Origin of the sequence: uncultured Campylobacter sp. (assembly GCF_938030815.1) — a bacterium.
In the GTDB taxonomy this organism is placed as follows: Bacteria; Campylobacterota; Campylobacteria; order Campylobacterales; family Campylobacteraceae; genus Campylobacter_B.
Window position 1 is genome coordinate 1 of record NZ_CALHII010000045.1, and the last position, 20,572, is coordinate 20,572.

22 protein-coding genes are annotated in these 20,572 nt (G+C 47.0%); 13 read left to right on the top strand and 9 right to left on the bottom strand.

Translation table 11 applies throughout. From position 1 onward, the window contains the following. The first annotated feature begins 163 nt into the window (after window positions 1-163). Entirely contained in the window at window positions 164-385 is a 222-nt protein-coding gene (locus Q0277_RS01475) for a hypothetical protein (protein WP_297994836.1), read from the top strand. A gap of 265 nt (window positions 386-650) precedes the next feature. On the opposite strand, the gene Q0277_RS01480 is transcribed toward Q0277_RS01475, so the two are convergent. From Q0277_RS01480 to Q0277_RS01495, 4 genes are read right to left on the bottom strand one after another with little or no spacing between them, the layout of a single operon-like run. Then, on the bottom strand, window positions 651-1,382 hold the full coding sequence (locus tag Q0277_RS01480) for a superoxide dismutase (protein ID WP_297994838.1): 732 nt from the start codon (window positions 1,380-1,382) through the stop codon (window positions 651-653). After that, the gene (locus Q0277_RS01485; RefSeq protein ID WP_005870938.1) at window positions 1,382-1,555 is read right to left on the bottom strand and encodes a hypothetical protein; all 174 of its coding nucleotides are present in this window, start codon (window positions 1,553-1,555) and stop codon (window positions 1,382-1,384) included. Before Q0277_RS01485 ends, Q0277_RS01480 begins: the two co-directional genes overlap by 1 nt. After that, window positions 1,548-3,662: a mechanosensitive ion channel family protein gene (locus Q0277_RS01490; RefSeq protein ID WP_297994840.1), complete on the bottom strand. Its 2,115-nt coding sequence runs from the start codon at window positions 3,660-3,662 to the stop codon at window positions 1,548-1,550. Before Q0277_RS01490 ends, Q0277_RS01485 begins: the two co-directional genes overlap by 8 nt. Beyond that, on the bottom strand, window positions 3,628-4,296 hold the full coding sequence (locus Q0277_RS01495) for a carbonic anhydrase (RefSeq protein WP_297994843.1): 669 nt from the start codon (window positions 4,294-4,296) through the stop codon (window positions 3,628-3,630). Before Q0277_RS01495 ends, Q0277_RS01490 begins: the two co-directional genes overlap by 35 nt. A 131-nt stretch (window positions 4,297-4,427) precedes the next feature. Here Q0277_RS01495 and Q0277_RS01500 point away from each other — a divergent pair, with 131 nt between their 5' ends. The 6 genes from Q0277_RS01500 (at window position 4,428) to Q0277_RS01525 (ending at window position 8,095) form a co-directional block, all read left to right on the top strand. Further along, the gene (locus Q0277_RS01500; protein ID WP_297994846.1) at window positions 4,428-5,123 is read left to right on the top strand and encodes a Bax inhibitor-1/YccA family protein; all 696 of its coding nucleotides are present in this window, start codon (window positions 4,428-4,430) and stop codon (window positions 5,121-5,123) included. Window positions 5,124-5,217: 94 nt separating this feature from the next. Further along, complete coding sequence (gene secG, locus Q0277_RS01505) at window positions 5,218-5,739, top strand: preprotein translocase subunit SecG (protein ID WP_297994849.1); 522 nt, start codon at window positions 5,218-5,220, stop codon at window positions 5,737-5,739. A 101-nt stretch (window positions 5,740-5,840) separates the two neighbouring features. After that, on the top strand, window positions 5,841-6,398 hold the full coding sequence (frr, locus tag Q0277_RS01510) for a ribosome recycling factor (RefSeq protein ID WP_297994853.1): 558 nt from the start codon (window positions 5,841-5,843) through the stop codon (window positions 6,396-6,398). Window positions 6,399-6,401: 3 nt separating this feature from the next. Further along, complete coding sequence (gene pyrE / locus Q0277_RS01515; protein ID WP_297994856.1) at window positions 6,402-7,013, top strand: orotate phosphoribosyltransferase; 612 nt, start codon at window positions 6,402-6,404, stop codon at window positions 7,011-7,013. Between the two features lie 96 nt (window positions 7,014-7,109). Next, window positions 7,110-7,535: an RDD family protein gene (locus tag Q0277_RS01520; RefSeq protein ID WP_297989606.1), complete on the top strand. Its 426-nt coding sequence runs from the start codon at window positions 7,110-7,112 to the stop codon at window positions 7,533-7,535. Further along, complete coding sequence (locus Q0277_RS01525; protein WP_297989608.1) at window positions 7,532-8,095, top strand: ribonuclease HII; 564 nt, start codon at window positions 7,532-7,534, stop codon at window positions 8,093-8,095. Before Q0277_RS01520 ends, Q0277_RS01525 begins: the two co-directional genes overlap by 4 nt. A 603-nt stretch (window positions 8,096-8,698) precedes the next feature. On the opposite strand, the gene Q0277_RS01530 is transcribed toward Q0277_RS01525, so the two are convergent. Further along, on the bottom strand, window positions 8,699-9,451 hold the full coding sequence (locus Q0277_RS01530; protein WP_297989610.1) for a hypothetical protein: 753 nt from the start codon (window positions 9,449-9,451) through the stop codon (window positions 8,699-8,701). Window positions 9,452-9,776: 325 nt separating this feature from the next. Here Q0277_RS01530 and Q0277_RS01535 point away from each other — a divergent pair, with 325 nt between their 5' ends. Beyond that, window positions 9,777-10,496, top strand: coding sequence for a TerC family protein (locus tag Q0277_RS01535; protein ID WP_297943979.1), 720 nt, complete (start codon window positions 9,777-9,779; stop codon window positions 10,494-10,496). Window positions 10,497-10,530: 34 nt separating this feature from the next. Further along, entirely contained in the window at window positions 10,531-12,042 is a 1,512-nt protein-coding gene (locus Q0277_RS01540; protein WP_297994860.1) for a hypothetical protein, read from the top strand. Between the two features lie 460 nt (window positions 12,043-12,502). Here the strand turns inward: Q0277_RS01540 and Q0277_RS01545 are convergent, their stop codons facing one another. From Q0277_RS01545 to Q0277_RS01555, 3 genes are all read right to left on the bottom strand, one after another. Further along, on the bottom strand, window positions 12,503-13,531 hold the full coding sequence (locus Q0277_RS01545) for a DUF3137 domain-containing protein (RefSeq protein ID WP_297994863.1): 1,029 nt from the start codon (window positions 13,529-13,531) through the stop codon (window positions 12,503-12,505). A gap of 380 nt (window positions 13,532-13,911) precedes the next feature. After that, window positions 13,912-14,472, bottom strand: a complete 561-nt coding sequence (locus tag Q0277_RS01550) for a Fe-S-containing hydro-lyase (RefSeq protein WP_177389396.1) — start codon at window positions 14,470-14,472, stop codon at window positions 13,912-13,914. A 10-nt stretch (window positions 14,473-14,482) separates the two neighbouring features. After that, complete coding sequence (locus Q0277_RS01555; protein ID WP_297994865.1) at window positions 14,483-15,328, bottom strand: fumarate hydratase; 846 nt, start codon at window positions 15,326-15,328, stop codon at window positions 14,483-14,485. 199 nt (window positions 15,329-15,527) lie between these two features. Here Q0277_RS01555 and Q0277_RS01560 point away from each other — a divergent pair, with 199 nt between their 5' ends. The 3 genes from Q0277_RS01560 to Q0277_RS01570 all read left to right on the top strand — a co-directional run bounded on the left by Q0277_RS01560 (window position 15,528) and on the right by Q0277_RS01570 (window position 18,181). Then, window positions 15,528-16,085, top strand: a complete 558-nt coding sequence (locus Q0277_RS01560) for a NapC/NirT family cytochrome c (RefSeq protein ID WP_291940163.1) — start codon at window positions 15,528-15,530, stop codon at window positions 16,083-16,085. Window positions 16,086-16,095: 10 nt separating this feature from the next. Further along, a complete protein-coding gene (locus tag Q0277_RS01565; protein ID WP_297994868.1) occupies window positions 16,096-17,496 on the top strand; it encodes a multiheme c-type cytochrome in 1,401 nt (466 codons plus the stop codon). A gap of 268 nt (window positions 17,497-17,764) precedes the next feature. After that, window positions 17,765-18,181, top strand: coding sequence for a hypothetical protein (locus Q0277_RS01570; protein ID WP_291940165.1), 417 nt, complete (start codon window positions 17,765-17,767; stop codon window positions 18,179-18,181). Window positions 18,182-19,380: 1,199 nt separating this feature from the next. Here the strand turns inward: Q0277_RS01570 and Q0277_RS01575 are convergent. Then, entirely contained in the window at window positions 19,381-19,599 is a 219-nt protein-coding gene (locus tag Q0277_RS01575) for a hypothetical protein (protein WP_295098473.1), read from the bottom strand. A 313-nt stretch (window positions 19,600-19,912) separates the two neighbouring features. On the opposite strand from Q0277_RS01575, the gene Q0277_RS01580 reads away from it, so the two are divergent. Next, complete coding sequence (locus Q0277_RS01580) at window positions 19,913-20,518, top strand: DUF6803 family protein (RefSeq protein ID WP_297994872.1); 606 nt, start codon at window positions 19,913-19,915, stop codon at window positions 20,516-20,518. Window positions 20,519-20,572: the final 54 nt, after the last annotated feature.

The following is a 20,572-nucleotide window of genomic DNA, read 5'->3' on the forward strand; positions in this document are numbered from 1 at the left end:
AATTTCAAACTCGCCGCACCCCGCCTTTGATGCAGCAAATTTTAGCTGGCTGATATTTTAAAATTTACTAACCGCTTTATTAAACAAAATTTTACGAATAGGGCATGGGCGAACAAGGCAGGGAAGCAGAGAGTGCCTCCCTATATAATTACGGAAACAAAGAATGCGCTGCTTATTTTGGTATGAAAATTTCGTGGGCTTATTTGCAACTTTAAAATTTTGCAAGATGCTCGCTCGTAGCGTTAAATTTCAATACGCGAGCGGTGGAAATTTTAAGAAAGCAGAGCTAGATAAAGCGAAATTTCACATAAGGTCTGTGCAACGCGGTATTTGCGCACAAGATATAAGCGCTGAAAAGGAGAAGCTCTCGGAATTTGGCGCGTAACGAGCGGTGAACTATAGTCAAACAAACTTCAAATTAAAAATCTTAAATTTTAATCCGTGGACGCCAAATGGGTTCAAAATCAAATTTACGTAAATTTAGAGCGCGGCAAGCCGGGAGCGCTCTCAGAGCACTACAGGCCGTATAGCGCAGTATTCGTGCGGCAAAATACAGGCATTGAAAGACGTAGCCATTTGAAATTTAGCGCGCGAAGGTCATAGCGAGCTAGAATATCGCGCGCTAAAGGCTGCATAGCAAAAGTCTAAATTTACCCGCAGCAGCCACAATCGCAGCGCGAGGAGGCAGAGGGATGAAGCTCGCTGATGTAGAGCTTCACGGAGTCAAGCCCTTGCTTTTTCGCCTGGAAGTAGGCGTCGCTTGCAAAACCGAAGTCCGCAAAACGCAAGAAGCTCTCCACGTAGGATTTGCGCGCATTTTGATGATCGACATAATAGGCGTGCTCCCAAAGATCGCAGGCAAGCAGTGGAATTTTGCCGCGTGCGATCGGCGTGTCTGCATTTTGCGTCGTGATGATTTCTAAATTCGTGCTACGCTCGTCGCACACGAGCCAGCACCAGCCGCTACCGAAAAGCCCCAGTGCGCGCTTTAAAAACTCGCTTTTAAAATTTTCTATCCCGCCGAAAGCCTGCGTTAAAGCGTCCGCGAGCTCGCCGCTAGACTCGCTTGGTTGCGCGATACAATCGAAGTAAAAATCGTGGTTGTAAATTTCAGAGGCGTTGTTAAAAATACGGCTAAAACCTAGGTAAATTTGATAAAGCTTTGAAATTTGCGAAAAATTGCACTCCTCGCCGCGTACCTCCTTGAACGACTGCGTGATGATCGTAAAAAGATCCGCGTTTTGTATCGGCGTATCCGCAATGTCCCGATTTAGAGCAGAGACGTAGTCCTCGCAAAGCCCGCCGTGGTGAAATTTTAAGCTCTGCAAGCTCGCGATTTTATTCGTGCGCGGATCAAAAGGCAGCGCCCTGGATCTAAACACTAATAATCCTCGCTGTCCAAATCGCTATAATCGTTAAAACCGTCGTCGTCTTCGTAGCTGTAATCATCCTCGTCGTAGTTGTAGTTGTAACTCTCGTCGCCTCCGATTAAATCATCGTCCTCATATTCGTCCTCATCGAACTCTTCGTCTTCGAAGTCATCGAAATCAGCCATTTTGCTCTCCTTTGTCGTTGGAATTTACTTTTGATTTTACGCATTCGCTTGCTATTTCCGGGATATTTTCGATATAAACGCTCTGCGATGGGAAGGCAAACGATAGTCCGTTTTGCTCCACGATCTCCATTATTTTAAATAAAACATCCTCTTTAGTTTGGATGAAATTTGCCCATATTACGGTTTTTGTGAAGCAGTAAACTAAAATATTAATGGACGAATCGCCAAAGCTATCTAACGCCACGAACATAGTGCTTTTATAGCCCGCTAAATCGTCGATAGAGACCATGTTTTGTCTATAGCGCATACGAAAATCTTTGGAATTTAGCGCCGTATCTGCAGATTGAGCGATGCCCGGGTGAGATTTTAACATCTCTTTGATATCGTTTACGCACTTTCGAAGTTGAGCCGTGCTCGCACCGTATTCGACGCCTATGGTAAGCTTTAAATTCCGTCCTACCTTCCTGCGGCTCCAGTTTTTGATATTTTGCGCCATTATATTGGAATTCGGCACAAAAACAAGAGCGTTATCAAAGGTTCTGATCGTCGTCTTTCTAAAGCCCGTTTCTACGACGTTTCCTTCTATGTCGCCTAATACGACCCAATCACCTTGCGAGAACGAGTTATCAAATAATAGCATCACGGATGAGAAGAAATTCGCGATGATGTCCTTGGTCGCAAATGCGATCGCAAGTCCGCCGATTCCAAGCGATGCCATAAGCGCCGAGATGTCAAAGCCCAGACGCTTTAGTACCAAAAGTGCGGCGATGATGATTACGATGACGTATAGAATTTTAACGACTAGATTTATAATATCTTTTCTGACGCCTTTTTTCGTGATGTTTCCAAGCACGACAATGCCGTAACCATCGATGATTTCGATGATGAGCCATGCCCAAAGCACCACGTAAACGATCGAGAATAAATTTGCAAATTTTATCGGCACGGGCGCTGGATAATAAAAGATACTAAGACAGATATCAACCGAATAAGCGATCAGCAAAATACCCATCGGGCGCTTGATGATGCCTACTACTTGCGTTTTTAGAGTTTCGCTATCCAGCGAAAAGCTTTTATTAAAGAATTTAAATACGAAATAGATGATGTTGGCAAGCAGTCTGCGAAGCGAGTAGAAAAATAGCGTAATCAGCGTGATTAGAATGAGCTTGCCGAAATTTACGTGGCTGAGCTTAAACGGAATTTTATCGTTGATATAATCGATCACCGATTTAAAATTTAAGCTCGTAAAAACCACGCTGCTTGCGAGTAGATCGCTATTTCGCGATAGATACGTAAGTACCTCGTCGTAGGTCTGCTTGTCGTTTTTCAAATCGTTGATTTTAGACTCTAAGGCGTCTATCTGCTCTTGACTGCTTAGATTATTTTTCAAATCATTAAGTTTGCTAAAATCCCTAGTTTGGATATTTAGTAGCGTACTACTCAGCTCGCTTTCAAGCGCGCTTCTGCTTGCGCCGTTTACAAACATATCCTCAATTTTCATAAGCGAGGTATAAAAGATCTCTGCCATCTCCATCTTTTCTAAATCTGCGCTTGCATTTACGTATTCGGGAGAGCTCTGCTTTTTGGCGTATTTTTTTAGCGTAGTTTGGATGTTCTTTTTATTTTGCGCATACGACATTATGCTTTCGATATCCATATCCTGCTGCGTAATCGCGAAAGGTAAGCGATCAAAGAGCTTAGCTTTATTGCGATCGATGGCGTCCAGTTCGTTTTTGCTCGCGTTGGCATCGCCGCCGTTAAGCAGGGAGTTGCGCTGCAAATTTAGCTTTTTAATCTCTTTGATTACAGAGATAAGCGTCTCGCCGTTAGGAGTTTTTTTCTGCGAAGTCTCCGTTTTGGCGACCTTTTCTGCGATCATATTTATTACTTCAGTTTTATTGCCATCCTCCGCACCGAGGGATTTGGATAAGATTTTAGCGACTTCCTTTTTGATCTCGGTTTTGTTGTTTTCTAAAGTAAGATTTGCCTCTGGAGTAGAAGAATTCGTCTCTACAAAGCTTCCCTCACCGGTCGTGTTGAGGTCTGCAAACGCTAAAGCGGCGCTAAAAAGACTAATCGTTAAAAAGCTGATTATAGATTTTTTCATAATCCATTCCCTTATTTAATAGCGTAAAATGCGCGCCTTCGTCGTCGTAGTTGAATAGCTCGCCCGTTTCGATGACGTAGTGCCAGCCGTAAATTTTAATCTCGCCGTTTTTGTAGGCGTCTTTGATGCCAGGAAAGCTAAGTAAATTTTGCATGGAATTTATAATATTTAATCGCTCGGTTATCCACTCGCGCTTGTCGGCGCCGATATCTTTTAGCTTTTCGACCTCGTCTTTTACAGGCTGCATTAAATTTAGCCAGCGCCTTACGTTTGGAATTTTTTCGAGCTTTTTGGCGTCATAAAACAGCGCCGCGCAGCCACCGCAATTGCTGTGCCCACAAACGATGATATTTTTGATATTTAGCGAATACAGCGCGTATTCAATCGCCGAAGTAGTCGCTAAAAATTCCTCGCTAATGCGGTATGGAGGAATGACGTTTGCGATATTTCGCACGACGAAAAGCTCTCCTGGAAGCGTCGAAGTAATTAGGCTTGGCACCACGCGCGAGTCGGAGCAGCCGATAAAAAGCGTGTGGGGCTTTTGATGATTTGCCAGACTCCCGAAAAGCTCGGCATGCTCGGCAAAATTTTCTTCCATAAATTTAATGGCTCCATTTATTAACTGGCTGGGCATACTTTCTCCTTAAAAAAGTCGGGAATTATATATTACTTTCATAAATAGATAGAATTCTGGGAATTTTTAATTATATATTTACCAAATTTTCGCTAAACTCCCCGCTCATAAATCAAAAGAAGGAGAAAGATATGAGTCTATACGACAGACGAAATTACGCGGACGGCTACGAGCTATCGGACGCGTCACTGGAACAAGGACGAATCTCTCAGACTATCAAACAAACCTACGCGCTTCTAACCGCTTCGATGATAGCTGCGGTGGCAGGGGCTTTTGTGGCGATGAGTTTCGGCGTGAGCTTGGCTCTTCATCCGATTTTATATCTGGTAGTTTTAATGGGGCTGATCTTCGGTATGCAAGCAGCTGTAAATCGCGGCGCCAACACGATTGCGCTGGTTTTGCTTTTTGCATTTACCTTTATTACCGGTCTTACTCTAGGTAAATTGATCGCTATTTATATTGCAGCGGGTGCCGGAGACGTGGTAACGCATGCGTTTGTGGCTACAGCGATTACTTTCGGTGCTCTTACCGTTTACGCGATGAATACAAAGACAAATTTCGACTCTTGGGGCAAACCGCTATTGGTATCGCTTGTGGCTATTATCGTGCTAAGCCTTTTGAACTACTTCTTTTTCAAAAGCACCGTGCTTGATATAGCGATTTCAGCTTTTTCGGCTTTAATCTTTTCGATGTATATCATCTACGATACTAAAAATATTATAAACGGCACCTACACTTCACCGATAATGGCTGCCGTAGATATGTATCTAAACATCTACAACCTCTTCCTTTCGCTGCTAAGAATTTTCGGCGCAAGCAGAGACTAAATTTTACGCACCGCTTCGTGCGGTGCACTCTTAACTTAAAATTTATAAATCTTTTATTATAATCGCAAATTCAATTTTTTCAAAAGGTTTTATAGTGACTACGTTATTTTTGGTTTTACAAGTCGTTTTTGCCGTGATAATTACGATCTCCGTTCTACTGCAAAAGAGCTCTTCTATCGGACTTGGCGCATACAGCGGAAGCAACGAAAGCTTATTTGGTGCGAAGGGTCCGGCGGGGTTTTTGGCTAAATTTACCGCCGCGATGGGAATTTTATTCGTGATAAATACACTTGTGCTCGCATATTTCTATCAGCAAGATGCTAAATCTTCTGTCGTCGATCGCGTAAAGATCGAAGCAAATGCTACTAAATCCGTGCCAAACGCTGTCCCTGGCGTGCCATCCATACCAGCTTCTGGTGCAAAGTCTAATTTCGCTCCGGCAAGCACCGAGTCAAATTCCATAATTAGCGGCGAGATCAATGCGACGAATACGAAAATCGAAGCGCTCACAGTTCCTGCTACCGGTACCACCGCAGCTAGCGCGCCTGCTCGGTCGCAAGCATCAAGCGATACCAATGCCAGCGCTGCTTCCGCAGATCAAAATACAACCAAATAAACTCTAAATTTTAAAATTTAAAAGCGCAAAATCCGCGCTTTTAAATGCTATTCTTATTTTTTTAACGCTATAATTTCGCAAATTTTATTTAAAGGATTTGAATGCTAGAAGCTATCTATAAAGAGCAACGAGCAAACGGCGACCGAGCTATCGAGGCTTTGAAAAAGGACTTTACGACGCTACGCACTGGCAAGGTGAGCGTAGCGATCCTAGATCATATTTTCGTGGATTATTACGGCTCGCAAACCCCGCTGAATCAAGTCGCGACCGTCCTTTCGACCGATGCGGTTACGATCTCGATCACGCCATGGGAGAAACCGATGCTAAAGGCGATCGAAAGCGCGATCGCAGCGGCGAATATCGGCGTAAACCCTACTAACGACGGCGAGAGCGTAAAGCTCTTTTTCCCGCCGATGACGATCGAGCAACGCCAAGAAAACGCTAAAAAAGCTAAAGCGATGGGCGAGAAGGCCAAAATCGGCATCCGCAATGTCCGCAAAGACGCCAACGACGAGATCAAAAAGCTCGAAAAAGACAAAGCGATCTCCGAAGACGACGCCAAAAAGGGCTATGACGAGGTGCAAAAGATCACCGACTCCTACTCAAGCAAGATCGACGACGCAGTTAAGGCCAAAGAAGCCGAGCTTTTGAAGGTTTGAGCTGTGAATATAGAAAAAATCTATCGCGACTGCGGCGCATATCTGCGAGGGCATTTTCTGCTTTCAAGCGGCAACCACTCGGAATTCTATCTGCAAAGCGCCAAAGTACTTGAGGATCCGCAGCTCGCAGGACAGCTTGCGGACGAACTTGCCGCGATCATCGAAAAAGCGGGCGTGGAGTTTGATAGCGTCTGCTCACCCGCGCTGGGCGGAATTTTAGCGGGCTACGAGCTAGCTCGCGCGGCGAAAAAGCGTTTCATATTTACCGAGCGCGTAGATCGCGTAATGAGCCTGCGCCGTGGCTTTGAAGTGCGCAAGGGCGAAAGATTTATCGTCTGCGAAGACATCGTCACGACGGGTGGCTCGGCTCTTGAGAGCGCTAGGCTCATCGAAAACCTCGGCGGAGAGGTCGTGGGCTTTGCTGCGCTTGCCAATCGCGGATTTTGCAAGGTTGCAAATTTGGCTGGCAGTGTCGCTAAAGCTGGCGCCAAGCTGCCCACAGATAAGCCGTTTTTTGCGCTAGGCAATTTCGAGTTTGAAATTTACGAGCCCGCAACCTGCCCTCTTTGTACCACCGGAAGCAAGGCGATCAAGCCGGGCAGTCGCGGAAACTAGGCGCCGATTTGCTGCTAAGAAACCGCAGCGAGATTAAATTTTATTCTCTCGGCTTTAGCGCGCGGAATTTTAAAATTTAATCTAAAACGGATCAAAATGGCAAAACAAAAAGCTAAAATTTCACCGATTTTTCTGCGCGTAAAGGCCTTCATCGTTGATCTTTTCATCATCGCGATGCCCCTATTCTACGGCGTTACCTATCTCATCTTGGGCTCAAAGGAAGCTCTGTGGCGTAACCAAGCCGCGATCGCGCTTATCTGGCTCGCGTACGGCGCTATTTGTGCGGTATTTTACGCCCGCAGCGCTCAGACGCCGGGCTATAAGCTCGCGGGGCTTTATCTCATCGATGTTCGCAGTGGGCGCAAAGTAAGCTTTTTTAAGGCGCTAGCTCGCTTTGCGTGCTTCGTATTTGCAGGCTTTAGCGTCATCGGGCTTTTGATCTGCTTCTTTCGTAAAGATAGATTAAATTTACACGACCTGCTAAGCGGGGCTGCGCCAGTCGTGCGAAAGGACGCGCAGTGAGCGGGCAAATTTGCGGCATTGACGAGGCGGGGCGCGGCTGCCTTGCGGGGCCGCTTTGCGTCGCGGGCTGCGTGCTGCAGCGCGAAATCGCAGGACTTGCCGATAGCAAAAAGCTAAGCGAAAAGCGCCGCGAGGAACTCTACACTCAGATCATCGAAAACTCGCGCTACAAAATCGTCGAAATTTCAAGCGCACAGGTCGATGAGATCGGACTCAGCGCATGTCTAAGATTGGCGCTTGAGCAGATTCTCGCGTATTTTATGGGTTTTAGCGGGCAGATCATCTACGATGGCAACGCAACCTTCGGCGTACGCGGGCTTCAGACGCTCGTAAAGGCCGACGCGCAAATCGCCGAAGTAAGCGCAGCGAGCATCCTCGCCAAGGTCACGCGCGACCGCACGATGTATGAGCTCGCGCAGCGCTACCCGCAATACGGCTTCGCGCAAAACAAAGGTTACGGCTCGCGCACGCACATCGCGGCGATCGAACGCTACGGGCTCACGCCTTTTCACCGCGCAAGCTACAAGATCAAATCGCTGCAACCCTCGCTGTTTGATTAACGCAGCAGCAAGCTTGTTTGATCAGCGAGGGAAAACCGCCGATTTCGGTTGATATTTTGGACGGTACAAAACTAATATCCAAAGACGAAGCTTGCTTGATCAACAAGAAAAAAACCGCCGATTTTGGCCGATACTCCGTAGGCAAACGGCGCCGAAACTCATACTCGAGGGCACAAACTTCCAATTTTGGTTAATACGGCGAGTCGCTAGTTTCGGCGGGCGGAATCCGCTTTTTGGCTAGCTCGTCAGAATTTTAACCGCACCTCCCGCCCTGCGCGGCTAAAGCCTACTCTTACACCGCTATTTGAAATTTTCACCGCACTTTCGTATCTCACAAGAGCCCGTACAAGGTCGAAATTTTATCTAAAACCGCAAGCTCGGCTCGCTAGCTTATCCGCGCCCGAATAAATTTTAAAATTCCGCGCAGCGAAAATTTAGCCCGTACGCCGCAATAAAGCTAAAATTTAAATTTAGCCTTGACGACGAGAAGGCATTGCGCTTTAAATTTAAAACCGCGCGTAAAATTTTGAATGAAATTTTGATATAAAATAGACGGCTAAATTTTAAAATTTCATAAAATTTAGCCGCGAGTAAAAAGTGTTTTTATCTTTCGTAGAAGCCCGTAAGAATCTTTTTTGAGCTTATTCTATTATTAGAATCTTCTTTGCCGTCTTGGGTAAATTTAAATTTATCGGACAGACTTACGCTCTTGTCGGCATTTACCACAAAATTTAGTTCAATCGTGGAGGATGATAGCTTTGCCGCTTTTCCTAGCTGCGCTTTTTCTTGTTCGGGTGTTAGCTGAGATAAATAAACGGCTTCTTTCAAAAACATCATAATCTCACCCATAGAATTTGTTTCGTTAATTCTAGAATCGCCGGGCTTTAATATTTCATCTTTTAGCTTATCGTCACAATCAACTAGCATTTTTTGATCGTCATAAGCTATTTTCCCTTTAGTCTTGATCGTTTCTTGAAATTTCGCATCGTTTATTTTGCAATGCTCGTTCGCTATCTTAAGCAGATCTTGCTTATCATAAGTCTTTCCTCCATAAAAGATCATAGCGCTATCTAAAATACGGCTCAACATATCTTGCTCGCGCTTTTTATTTGATTCTATAATATTTGCCAGTACTTTCTCCATATCCAAGTCGCAAACCATTTTGACTGTCTTTAATCCGCCGTTTTCCTCTCTGCTCCACGTGATATTTTTACACATTTTCGAGCCCTCGATTGCCGTGCCGATACTCATAGACTTGAAATCAGGCAAAGTGTAGTTTTTCACGAGCTCTACTTCGTCTGCGCCGCATCCCGTAAAAATTAACGTCGCAAGCGCGACACCTAGTGCATATCTCATCTTCACTCCTTTGAAATAAATTCTGAAAATAATGCTACCCCCCCCCCTGCTTAAAAACGGGTAAATTTAGAGCTTAAATTTTAAAATTTCGCCGCAAAAATTTCGCTCTCTCAATCCACTAAATTCCATGCGCCGCAATTCTGCCGCGCATGCGGCGCTTTACGCCTTTTAGCGAAATAATCTTGCGGTAAAATTACAAGATAAACCGTCCGCATCGCATCGCCGAAATTCCACGCGCTGTTTCGCGCGCGAAGGCGGTAAAATTTAGAAATTTTAACCAAACTTTCGCTATCATCACGGCTTAAATTTCACCCAAAGGAAACCGATGTTTGAATGGATCGCCTCACCCGAGGCATGGATCAGCCTGGCGACGCTCACGGGGCTTGAGATCGTGCTTGGCATCGACAATATCATCTTTATCGCGATTTTGTGCGGCCGCCTGCCCGAGGCGCAGCGCGGGCGCGCCCGTATAATCGGCCTTGCGCTTGCGATGATCACGCGCATACTCCTGCTTCTTAGCCTAAGCTGGATCATGGGGCTAACCAAGCCGCTATTTAGCGTGCTTGCGCGCGATTTTAGCGGGCGCGATCTCGTGCTGATCGGCGGCGGATTGTTTCTACTCGTCAAATCCACGCTCGAGATCCACTCCAGCGCCACCGGCGAGGCACACGAGCATAGTGCTAGCGGCGGCAAGGCGAGCTTCGGCGGCACTCTCGTGCAGATCGCCGTTTTGGACATCATCTTTTCGCTCGACAGCGTCATCACCGCCGTGGGCATGGCGCAGCACCTGCCCGTGATGATCCTCGCAGTCATCATCGCCGTGGGCGTGATGATGCTCGCTAGCGGCGCGATCGCGCGCTTTGTGGACGCAAACCCGACGATCAAAATTTTAGCGCTTGCCTTTTTGATTTTGGTGGGCGTCTCACTGATCGCCGATGGACTGGGCTTTCACATACCTAAAGGCTACATCTACTTCTCGATGGCGTTTTCGCTGCTGGTGGAGCTCATCAATATCCAGATCCGCAAAAAATCCGCCGCGAAATAGAGGGGCGAAATTTTGCAGGATCTGAAAGGCGCGAATGGGGTTTGCTAAATTTCTTTCGCCGCGACGTATCAAGCTTGCTCGCGGCACGGCTAGAGATTTGAAGCTTGAGCCCGCGGCTGCAGGCACGGCTAAATTTAGCTTTACGCTTGAGGGCTTGCACTTTGCGGAAAATTTGGACTTAAAGCGTGACGGACTTTATCTGCCGATACGCGAGGGCGACGAGCTAGCGGTGATATACGAGGCTTCAAGCTCAAATTCCGGCGGAGAGGCTTTGAGGGGCTTAAATTCCGATCGCGAGGCTTTAAGCGGCGCCGATTTAAGCGGCGAAAATTCCGCGCCGCGTCCTAGCCGCGAAACTCCAAACAGCAAAAATTCCACCGCCGCAAATTCAAACCGCGACGCATATAGCGATAGGGCGGCAAGTGCGCGCCAAAATTCTGCAGTATCTGATTTATCGGACAAAGATCGCAGCGGTATAAATTCCGCCGCTTTGAGCCTGATCCGCGAAGGCTTTAACGAGCAGGCGAACGCCGATACGAAGTTTTATGCTTCGAATTTAAATTGCAAAGATTTAAGCAGCTCCCTATCTTTAAATTCTACCCGCGAGGAGCGCGGCGCCCAGGCAAACTCCGCCTTATCTCCGCTAGATTTCGTTAATCTCAGCCTGGGCGCGCAGCGCTGGAAGGACGCGGGCAGCGCGATGCTCGCCGCGATATTCGCAGCCTTCGGCGTAGCGCTAGCCGCGATGAGTATCTACTGTATAATCTTTATCTTTGAAAAGAGCGATCCTGCGGGGGCGATAGCCCTGCCCGTCCTTGTGCCTTCCGCATATTGCAGCTTCAAGTTTATGCGCAGAGACTGGCGCGCCGCGAAGTTCGGACGCATATTTGCGGCTCTCGCGCACTCCAAAGAGCCCAAGCGAAGCGGCGAAGCGGAGGGTTACGCTAGCGGCGTGCGCGTGCTGCGAAGCGACGACGTTTATTATTTCGGCTTCGCGCTGGACGGAGTGTATTTATCGGGCGAAAACAAGCTGCGGATCGTCTCCGGCGGGATACGCGCGGATCAAAATTTAGCGGAGCTTGCAGGCGGCGAAAATTCTGCGGAATTTAAGAATTTAGACGCAGAAAATTCTGCAAATTATGCGAGCGTTAAGAATTTTGCGAAATCAGCGAATTCTGCAAGCTCTGTAAATTCTGCCAACGCAGCAAATTCTATAAATTCCGCCCGCTCCGCCGAAGCCGCGGCACCCGCTAAGGCAAAGGACGCTTCGCAGAGCTTTGAGCTGCAAAACGGCGATATTCTCCGCGCCCGCTACAAGGACTACCGCGTAAGCGGACTGTGGAACCAAAGCCGCGGCAGCGAGCTCGGCGATACCCGCAGCGGGCTTCGGCGCGTAGTGGATTTTATCGCGGCTGTGGCGCTGCAACTCGGTCTGCGTCTAGGCGGCGCGCTCGTGCTGACGTGGCTCGGCGATCACATCGGCGGCTCCTTCGGCAACGCCCTAAGCTTCATCGGATTTTTGCTGCTGCTTAGCCTTATGGCGTGAGAGGCGAATTTCAAACGGCAGCCTCGCGGAATTTTGCAACTTCAAGCAATTTCAAATTTCGCAATTTCGCAGAATTCCGCAGCGAGCGGATTTGGATTTTAAATTTTGAGGCTTTGGAGCCGCAAATTTAAAGACGCGGGAAAATTTTAAATTTTTAGGCGCGCAGAATTTCGACTGTGAAATTTTAAAATTCTAAATTTTAAGGCGTAGAATTTCACGGCACGAAATTCTATTTTCAGAATTTTAAATTTTGCGGTGCGGAATTTCGTAGCGTGGATTAAAATTTTAAATTTCAAAACGCGCGGGATTTTAAGGCGCGTAAAATTCCAAAGCGCGAAATTCATGAAATTCAAAAGCAGAATTTTAAAATTCCAAATTTTATGGCGCGTGAGGTCGCAGCACGGCGTGTGAAGCTATAGTGCGCGCGGCTGTGACACGCAAAGCCGCGGCGAGCCGCTCGCTAGCTCCAAATTCTTTCGTTTAGTTTTAGGTTTTTTACGATCGCCAAAAAGTGCGAAAGCTCGCGCTTGAGCTGCGCGGCAGGGTCGCGGCGCAGCACGCTTTCGTCGATGTCGGGCTCGAAATTATCGTAGCCCGTATTTACGAAAATATAAATTTTGCTATCTAAAAAGCTAAGACTGACGGGCGCGGCCACGGCGCCTGCGAAGCGCAAGAGCCTCCGCATAAAGGCGGGCGTTAAAATATACATCGCGCCTGCCGCATCCTCGCAATACACGGCGAAGGCGGCGTTAAACTCCGCATCGTCCATATCGATCTTTTTTAGCCCGCCTGTGTTCGGCGCGCCGGCGCGAGCGGGAAAAATCAGGGTTTTGGCGCTTATGCGTTTGTTAAATTCCGCGTAGAAAAAGGTGCCGAGGATTTCGCTTTCCGAAAATCTATTAAATAAACTTACGTCACAAAATGCGAACTTCACGCCGTCATAAACGCCCGAGACCCTGTCGTTGCCGTCTAAGAATTCGTCTAGTCGCGAAAAAAGTCCAGAGAGCTTAAGCTTGGCGGGATCGATACTGCCTCCAATATCGTATCGATAGCCGAACGCCTTAAAATAAGGCATTAGATAGTGCTCTTTAAAAGCGCGCCGAAATTTTATCGAATAATCTCGTTTGAAGACTCTAAATAATACGAATAAGCTATAAGCAGCCAAGATTAAAGTTATAATCGCGAGTAAGATATATTTGGAAATCGTGGGGCGATTTTGTAAATCGTTTAGAAATAGGCTCATAGCAAAAAGGCAGGCAGCGTAGATTATCTTAGCTTTTATGGAGCTTTCATCGCACAAAACGGCTACTATAAGAACAACCGCGAATAATCCGATAAGAGACAACAAATCCGCCATCTCTCCTCCGTCGCGCAATTTGTATAACAAAAACGCGCCGTAAAAGAGCATGCACGCCGCCGCTAAGATCGTATTTCTTTTCGCCTTATACAAAAGCTCCAGTCTGATCTGCTCCAGCTCGCTTGCGCTCATTTTGCTCCTTTTAAATTTGAGATGGATTATGACGCTTGCGGGCTTTAAATTTGCTTACGAACGGCGCCGAAATTTTAAAATTTAGACTTAGATAAATTTACGGTTAAATTTTAACGGCGGATTGTTTAAATGGAGTGAAGGCGGAATTTCGGTAGAAATTTAAGCGGCGCGAAATTTTAAAATTCTGCGCCGCGAATGTAGATAAAATTTTACGGACGCGATTTAAATTTCGCTATAAAATTTCACTGCGCGACAGCGTAAAATTTCGCGAAACAAACGCCGCAGATTATGCTGCGAAATTTATGGCGCCCGAGCGGACGCCGATAAATTTACGAACGCCCGCGCCGCAAAGAGCACAGCGCGGACGTCGCTAGCAAAATTTAGATTTTTCTATAAGGCGCCTGTCCTACTTCGTAGAAGTTGTTGCCCTCGCTGTCGATCGCTACGATAGCTGGGAAATCCTCGACGGTAAGTCGCGCGACCGCCTCGGGGCCAAGCTCTGGATAGGCTAGCACTTCGTACTTTTTGATACTTTGGCTGATTAGCGCGCCCGCTCCGCCGATAGCGACCATATAGACGCAGCCCGATTTTTTCATCGCCTCAACGACGGCGTCGCTGCGATAGCCCTTGCCGATCATGCCATTGATGCCTACTTCGTTTATCATCGTAGGAGTGTATTTATCCATGCGTCCGCTAGTCGTAGGTCCTGCAGCACCGATTGCCTGACCAGGTTTGGCAGGGGTCGGCCCCAGATAGTATATCGTCTCGCCGGCTAAGCTTACGGGTAGCTTCTCGCCGCGAGCGAGGGTTTCGGTTAGAGCCTTGTGCGCTGCGTCGCGGGCTGCGATGATGGTGCCACTTATTAGTACGTTATCGCCCGCCTTTAGGCTTTTTACTACGCTTTTATCGAAAGGTGCGGTAATTCTTTTAACTTCTGACATGATTTCCTCCTTATAGTTCGGCGTCGGCATGGCGAGCCGCGTGGCAGTTGATATTAACGGCGACCGGAAGTCCCGCGATGTGGGTCGGATACCACTCTACATTTACCTTAACGGCGGTGTTTATGCCGCCCAAGCCCTGCGGACCGACGCCAGTAGCGCGCGCCATCTCCAGCAGCTCATCCTCTAGCTTGGCGTAGCGCTCGTCGGGATTTCTGCTATCGATCGAACGAACCGCGGCTTGCTTGGCTAAAAGCGCCGCCTTATCCATCGTGCCGCCGATACCGACGCCTACGACCATCGGAGGACAGGCGTTAGGGCCTGCGTATTTGACCGCCTCTAAAAATACCTTTTTTACCCCTTCGATGCCGTCTGCAGGAACGAGCATTTTTAGCACCGATTTGTTTTCGCTGCCAAAGCCCTTAGGAGCTACTTTGATCTTAAGCTTGTCGCCGGGGATGATGCGGGTATTGATGACCGCAGGGGTATTATTCGTGGTGTTTTTACGCTCAAAAAGCGGCTCTGCGACCACGGATTTACGCAGATAGCCGCCTACGTAGCCGTCCGCAATGCCTGCATTGATAGCATCCTCCAAATATCCGCCCTCGATATGCACATCCTGACCGAGTTCGACAAAAACCACCGTCATACCGGTATCTTGGCAGATCGGCGCGACCTCTTTCGCCGCCAAATCGGCATTTTGTAAGAGCTTGCCTAAGATATCTTTGCCGATGGGCGAAGTCTCGTTCTCGCGCGCTTTCTCAAATGCCGCGCGCATATCTGGCGTGACGTGATAACAGGCTTTTTTGCAAAGCTCGCTGACTACTTTGGTAATTTCATCCGCTTGGATCGTTTTCATGATCTCTCCTTGTATTGAAATTTTAATGGATTATATTCCGTTAAACTAAAAACTTAGTTTAAAATTTTATCTTCATTTAATAAATTTTAACAAAAGGCTAGAAAATAAGCGGTTTTTAATCTTTTTATAATAAAATACCACTTTTCGAATTATCAAATACTAAAAATTTTGCGAAGAAATTTTAAAATCAAGGAAACCTATGAAAAAGAAAACTCTTGTGCTGCTCGTGGGCGCTTGTGTGCTTATAGGAATGATACTTTCTCTTGGGATTGCGGAGATGGTTCACCTTACGGGCACCGATAAATTCTGCGTGTCCTGTCATACGATGCAGCCGATGGCAAACGCCTTTCACAATGACGTTCACGGCGGCAATAACCCGCAAGGCTTCAAAGCTGATTGCGTCGCCTGTCACGTCTCTCATGAAAATACCTTTATGTATCTTTGGACCAAAGCTCTGACCTCCGCAAATGATGTCTACAAAACGGTCTTTACCGATGCCGATAAGATCGATTGGCAAGAAAAACGCAAGGAGCGAAATCATTTCGTTTATGAAAGCGGCTGTCTAAGTTGCCATCGAAATTTAAAAGAGCAGAATAATCAAGTAAATAAAGCCTGGCTCGCGCATAGGGATTATTTCGCGGGCACTACCGGCAAAACCTGCGTGCAGTGCCACGAAAACGTCGGTCACAAAAATATGGGTATAGAGATCACCAAATATTGGGATAAATACAACCGAGAAAATAACAAAACCAAGTAAAGGAGAAGCAATGCTAAAAAAAGTCGCTATTTTAATAGCCTGTATCGCATCGTTTGCATTCGCAGAAATGCCCGCGCAGCATGCGAATATGTCCGCGTCGGACGCGAACGTAAGCAATTCCGTAAACGTTAGTCTTACGAAGAATTTAAAGGTAAATAGGCAGCTTACGCCGCTAGCTAGACGCTGCGTCGAGTGCCATGCCGAAAAAACTCCGGGCGTAGTTGCGGATTGGAAGATGAGCCGCCACGCTCACGTAGGCGTTAGCTGTACCGACTGCCACTCGCAGCCAGCAGATAGCCCTATGGCAGCTAAAGAGCCGCATCCGAAAGACACAGATAATCATATTTCGGTGCTAGTTAGCCCAAAAACCTGTGCTAAATGCCATAGTAACGAGGTTAAAGATTTTGAAAACAGCGGTCACGCAAGAGGCGCTATGCAGATGCAAGCCAACAAAGGAATAGTTGATCTAATGTATCACTATGAAGGACGTGATATCCCTGATCTTAAACATGCGCCTGATATTACCGGTTGCTCTCAATGCCACGGTAGCGTCGTTAAAATGGATGAGCATAACAAGCCTACCAAAGAGACCTGGCCCGTTTACGGCATTGGTACGGTTTATCCGGACGGTAGCGTAGGCGGATGCAAATCATGCCACTCGGGTCATAAATTTTCGATCGCCGAAGCTCGTAAGCCTGCTGCTTGCGCATCTTGCCACTTAGGACCTGATCATCCGGATATCGAAATTTACAACAACTCAATGCACGGACACGTATTTAACGCTGAAGGCAATGAGTGGAAATTTGACAGCGCTCCTGGTACTTGGGCAGTTCCTGACTACCGCGCCCCTACATGCGCGACCTGCCATATTAGCGGCGGTGTGGGCGATCTAAACTCCACTCACAATGTATCTCAACGCTTGAAGTGGAATTTGTGGCAGCCTAAGAGCAATCTACGCACCGGCGGTAATGAGACCGCGGTAAGCGAGTTTTTAAATACCGGCAAGTTAAACATTGGTAATCCTTTGGCGGGTAACCTAAACGGTCCTGAGGCAGCGCGTGCGGAGATGAAGCAAGTCTGCAAAGAGTGCCACGCAAGCACCCACACGAATAATTTCTTTGAGGTGGGCGATAAGCAGGTACTTCTATATAACGTTTACAACGACGAAGCGACTAAGATGCTAAAAGAGCTTAAGGAAAAGAAACTTCTAAAAGACGATCCTTGGGCGGATGCGTTCCAGCGAATCTACTATGTTTCATGGCACCACGAGGGTCGCAGAATGCGCCAAGGCGCGCTAATGGGCGGACCTGATTATTCGCATTGGCACGGCGTATTCGAGGTCAAAAACGACATTAGAGAGATGCGCGAAATCTACGAGCGCCGCATCAAAACCGGCAAGATCGAGGAATAATCCCTCTTGGTCTGCTAAATTCTGCCAGACCAAACAGATCAAGCTTATAAGCCCCCGCAGTCCGCGGGGGCTTTTTTTTATTTGCACAAAATTTTAGAATTTTATTTTGTAATCCGCAAAGCCATCAAAAATCGTCCCTAAAAACCACTGTCTAATTATTTAAGATTATTGAGAATTTATGACGGAAGTAGCTGATAAATTAGAGTAAATTTATCTCTTTGCAATCCAAAATTAGCTACAATCGCGCATATCATTTAAAAGGAATTGTATGGACAAGCAAACGGCATTAGACTTTTTGAGACTTCATCAGCCGATGCCTGCGCAGCTTTCAGATCAGCTTGTGGCAGAGTTTCGCGCGGTACGGGAGTTTTTGCGTGATAATCCCTGCGACGAGGCGCTTGAGCCGCTTTTGCGCTCGCTAAACGAGGGCGACGGCGCAGGTGAATATCCGCTCGTGGACGAGGTGCTAGGTGCGGCGGACGATGCTGCTGCGGTAGCTGCGATTAGAGCGGTCTTGGAAGATCCGAGCACGGGCAGCGGAGCGCGATTTTGGGCGACGCTTTTTAGCGTGAGCTTCGTCCGTAAGGAGCTCATCGCAAGCCTGGAGACATCGCTTAAATACGCAAACGATGATTTGATCGAGCTTACGAAGGAGCAGATCGAAATGTTTAAGCAGCTGACGTAAAGCTAGCTGCGTAACTTATAGTTGCGCCTTGCTCACCAGATTGCGCTGCTACAAAGCAAATCCAAATTTATAAAAATCGGCTTAATCGAAGGCTGCTTTTAAATTTTAAAATTTTGCGGTCGCTTAAAATTTTTTAGAGGCTACGATTATGCAAGAGGCGCGCTTTGTTTTCTACGCGCTGTGGCAGGCGCCCTGTGCGCGGAATTTCTATCGGCAAAGATATAAGCGTCGCCGCTAAGTGCGAGCGGCGAAGACACCGAGCTAGGGAGGGTAGAAATTTCACGGCGTCGTTTGAAGTAAAATTTTAAATCTGCGGGCTTGTGATAGAATTTAAGTCGTAATAATGAAGCATAATTTAATATCGCTACGAGCTCACCGCTGAAATTTTAAGATTACGTCGCGCAGTGACGAGATTTTGCTCGGTGCAATCCGTACGAAATTTTAAGCCGTAAAGATAAAGCGGAATTTCTCATACGTGATTTTTTGAGACGAAATTTTAAGCAATGAGTTTGAGACAGAATTCTAAGGCGTGAGCTAGATTGTAAACTTGCACCGTCGGTAGAGGATACCGCGCCTTTTTTTGCTCTGAGAACTCCTACCGCACGGCAAAGAATTTTGCGCCATTTTGCACTACAGCTATGGATCTCGACCACGCAGTGAGCAAGGTTGCGCTATGCGACCAAGGATGTTGTACTATTTCGCAAGCGATCTTGTAGCGAGATTAGATTATGAGTCTCGGCGTGCGGCATAGGAATTTGGGCGGGTGTGATCCGTGCAAGGTTGCGTGGCACAGATTTTGCGCCTCCATCTGCACCGCCAAAAAATTCTACCGAGCGGAGTTGTGGTCTAGAAATTTTGCAGCGGCACAAAATTGCCTGGCGCGGATTTTGAGCTTGCGCGAAATTTTGCACCGGCTAGCATTTGAGAGACCTGAAATTTTAAATTGCATGTCGCTTTAAAATTTTAAACTTATGAAATGTGAGCCGCGCTTACTTTTAAATCCTAATTACGCGCCAAGAGCAGCTCGATCAATCGGCGAGCGTAGCTAAAATAAGATAGATAAAATGCATCAGCGCGTGAAGCGGGTCTAAATTTAAATTGCGGGCGAAATTTTAAAGCGTGGCCTAGAACGCTTGCGGGCGTTCGGTTTCGGCTTTAAAATAGTTAAATTTAGCGCTGGCACCCGCAAGACGCTTCGGCTATCTGATTTTTGCGGTGCCGAAGCAAAGTCCGTTTTCGTTGCACTGCATATTTTCGATTTGCGGATCCTCGCTTTCGCCGCAAATTTGAATCATCTGATGTGACGCCTCGTCCATTTTGGGCTCGCTGCAATGCGAAACGCCTGGCTTTGGATGCTCTGGAGCGGAGCAAGCGCATATAAATAATGCCGCGCAGGCGAACAAGAGGGTGTTTTTCATTTTAAATCCTTTTTAAAAAATGTCGTAATTTTATCTTTACAAAACTGAAATTTTACGGAATTTAAAGCGTTTTGGCTAAATTTAATGCAGCTGCATCTGCAAATATAAATTTTCTAAATTTCACGTTAGATACGAAGAGGCGGCGTGCGAGGCGAGATTAAAATTTAATATTTGTGAGCGAGTTTTAAGACGCAGCCCAAATCGTTTTACGGAAAGATAAGATTAAAGGCGCACTTAATCTTATCTATTGTTTTAAAATTTTTTACCGAAAGCCGCTATAATTGCGCCCTTTAAACCAAAATAAGGAGAAAACATGGCAATGACGAATTACATGGAACTTTTGATGGCAAATCAGCCGTGGAATTTGATTTTATTTATGGCGGTGCCGATGGGCTTAGCAGAAGCGATAGTAGCGAGCGAATTTTTTAGCTTGTACCGCGCGAAGGAGGGCTCTTTGGCACTAAAAATCAATAAATGCCTTAGCATCATTCTCGGCGCTTATTTTACGATATTAATCATTTACGTAGCGGTTAAAATTTTGCCCGCTATTCATTTGCGTGGCGCTGCGGACGCTTTAGCTTTGGCGGCATACGTAGCAGCGGCGCTGCCTGCGCTAGTGCTGCTACTTTTGGAGCTCGGAGTTATCGCAAAAGGAGCGGAATTTAGAGCTAGGCTTAAATTTCATTTCTTGGCGCTGATTGTATTTTTGGTGCTAGGACACGTCGCGATGATTTTTGGAATGACCGATCCAGGCATGAGCGGCATGGAACATTCTATGATGGATCATGGCTCGATGAGTGGGATGAGCCACGATATGGGTTCGATGGAGGGGATGGATCATTCGCATATGAATCATGGCTCGATGGAGAATATGGATCATGGCGGCATGGATCACTCAAAGATGGAGCATTCACATTAACTTTAGCATGCCCGGCTTGGGCTAAATTTTGAATTCTATTCCGCCGAGCTGCGG

Bases quoted from the DNA above. Each gene is read 5' to 3' on its own strand.
- Q0277_RS01485 (WP_005870938.1), bottom strand. From the start codon at position 1,555: ATGGCTGATTTCGATGACTTCGAAGACGAAGAGTTCGATGAGGACGAA.
- frr (WP_297994853.1), top strand. From the start codon at position 5,841: ATGCTAGAAGCTATCTATAAAGAGCAACGAGCAAACGGCGACCGAGCT.
- Q0277_RS01475 (WP_297994836.1), top strand. From the start codon at position 164: ATGCGCTGCTTATTTTGGTATGAAAATTTCGTGGGCTTATTTGCAACT.
- Q0277_RS01520 (WP_297989606.1), top strand. From the start codon at position 7,110: ATGGCAAAACAAAAAGCTAAAATTTCACCGATTTTTCTGCGCGTAAAG.
- Q0277_RS01500 (WP_297994846.1), top strand. From the start codon at position 4,428: ATGAGTCTATACGACAGACGAAATTACGCGGACGGCTACGAGCTATCG.
- Q0277_RS01490 (WP_297994840.1), bottom strand. From the start codon at position 3,662: ATGAAAAAATCTATAATCAGCTTTTTAACGATTAGTCTTTTTAGCGCC.
- Q0277_RS01565 (WP_297994868.1), top strand. From the start codon at position 16,096: ATGCTAAAAAAAGTCGCTATTTTAATAGCCTGTATCGCATCGTTTGCA.
- Q0277_RS01495 (WP_297994843.1), bottom strand. From the start codon at position 4,296: ATGCCCAGCCAGTTAATAAATGGAGCCATTAAATTTATGGAAGAAAAT.
- Q0277_RS01530 (WP_297989610.1), bottom strand. From the start codon at position 9,451: ATGAGATATGCACTAGGTGTCGCGCTTGCGACGTTAATTTTTACGGGA.
- Q0277_RS01550 (WP_177389396.1), bottom strand. From the start codon at position 14,472: ATGTCAGAAGTTAAAAGAATTACCGCACCTTTCGATAAAAGCGTAGTA.
- Q0277_RS01545 (WP_297994863.1), bottom strand. From the start codon at position 13,531: ATGAGCGCAAGCGAGCTGGAGCAGATCAGACTGGAGCTTTTGTATAAG.
- Q0277_RS01540 (WP_297994860.1), top strand. From the start codon at position 10,531: ATGGGGTTTGCTAAATTTCTTTCGCCGCGACGTATCAAGCTTGCTCGC.
- Q0277_RS01535 (WP_297943979.1), top strand. From the start codon at position 9,777: ATGTTTGAATGGATCGCCTCACCCGAGGCATGGATCAGCCTGGCGACG.
- Q0277_RS01575 (WP_295098473.1), bottom strand. From the start codon at position 19,599: ATGAAAAACACCCTCTTGTTCGCCTGCGCGGCATTATTTATATGCGCT.
- Q0277_RS01560 (WP_291940163.1), top strand. From the start codon at position 15,528: ATGAAAAAGAAAACTCTTGTGCTGCTCGTGGGCGCTTGTGTGCTTATA.
- Q0277_RS01580 (WP_297994872.1), top strand. From the start codon at position 19,913: ATGGCAATGACGAATTACATGGAACTTTTGATGGCAAATCAGCCGTGG.
- Q0277_RS01555 (WP_297994865.1), bottom strand. From the start codon at position 15,328: ATGAAAACGATCCAAGCGGATGAAATTACCAAAGTAGTCAGCGAGCTT.
- Q0277_RS01570 (WP_291940165.1), top strand. From the start codon at position 17,765: ATGGACAAGCAAACGGCATTAGACTTTTTGAGACTTCATCAGCCGATG.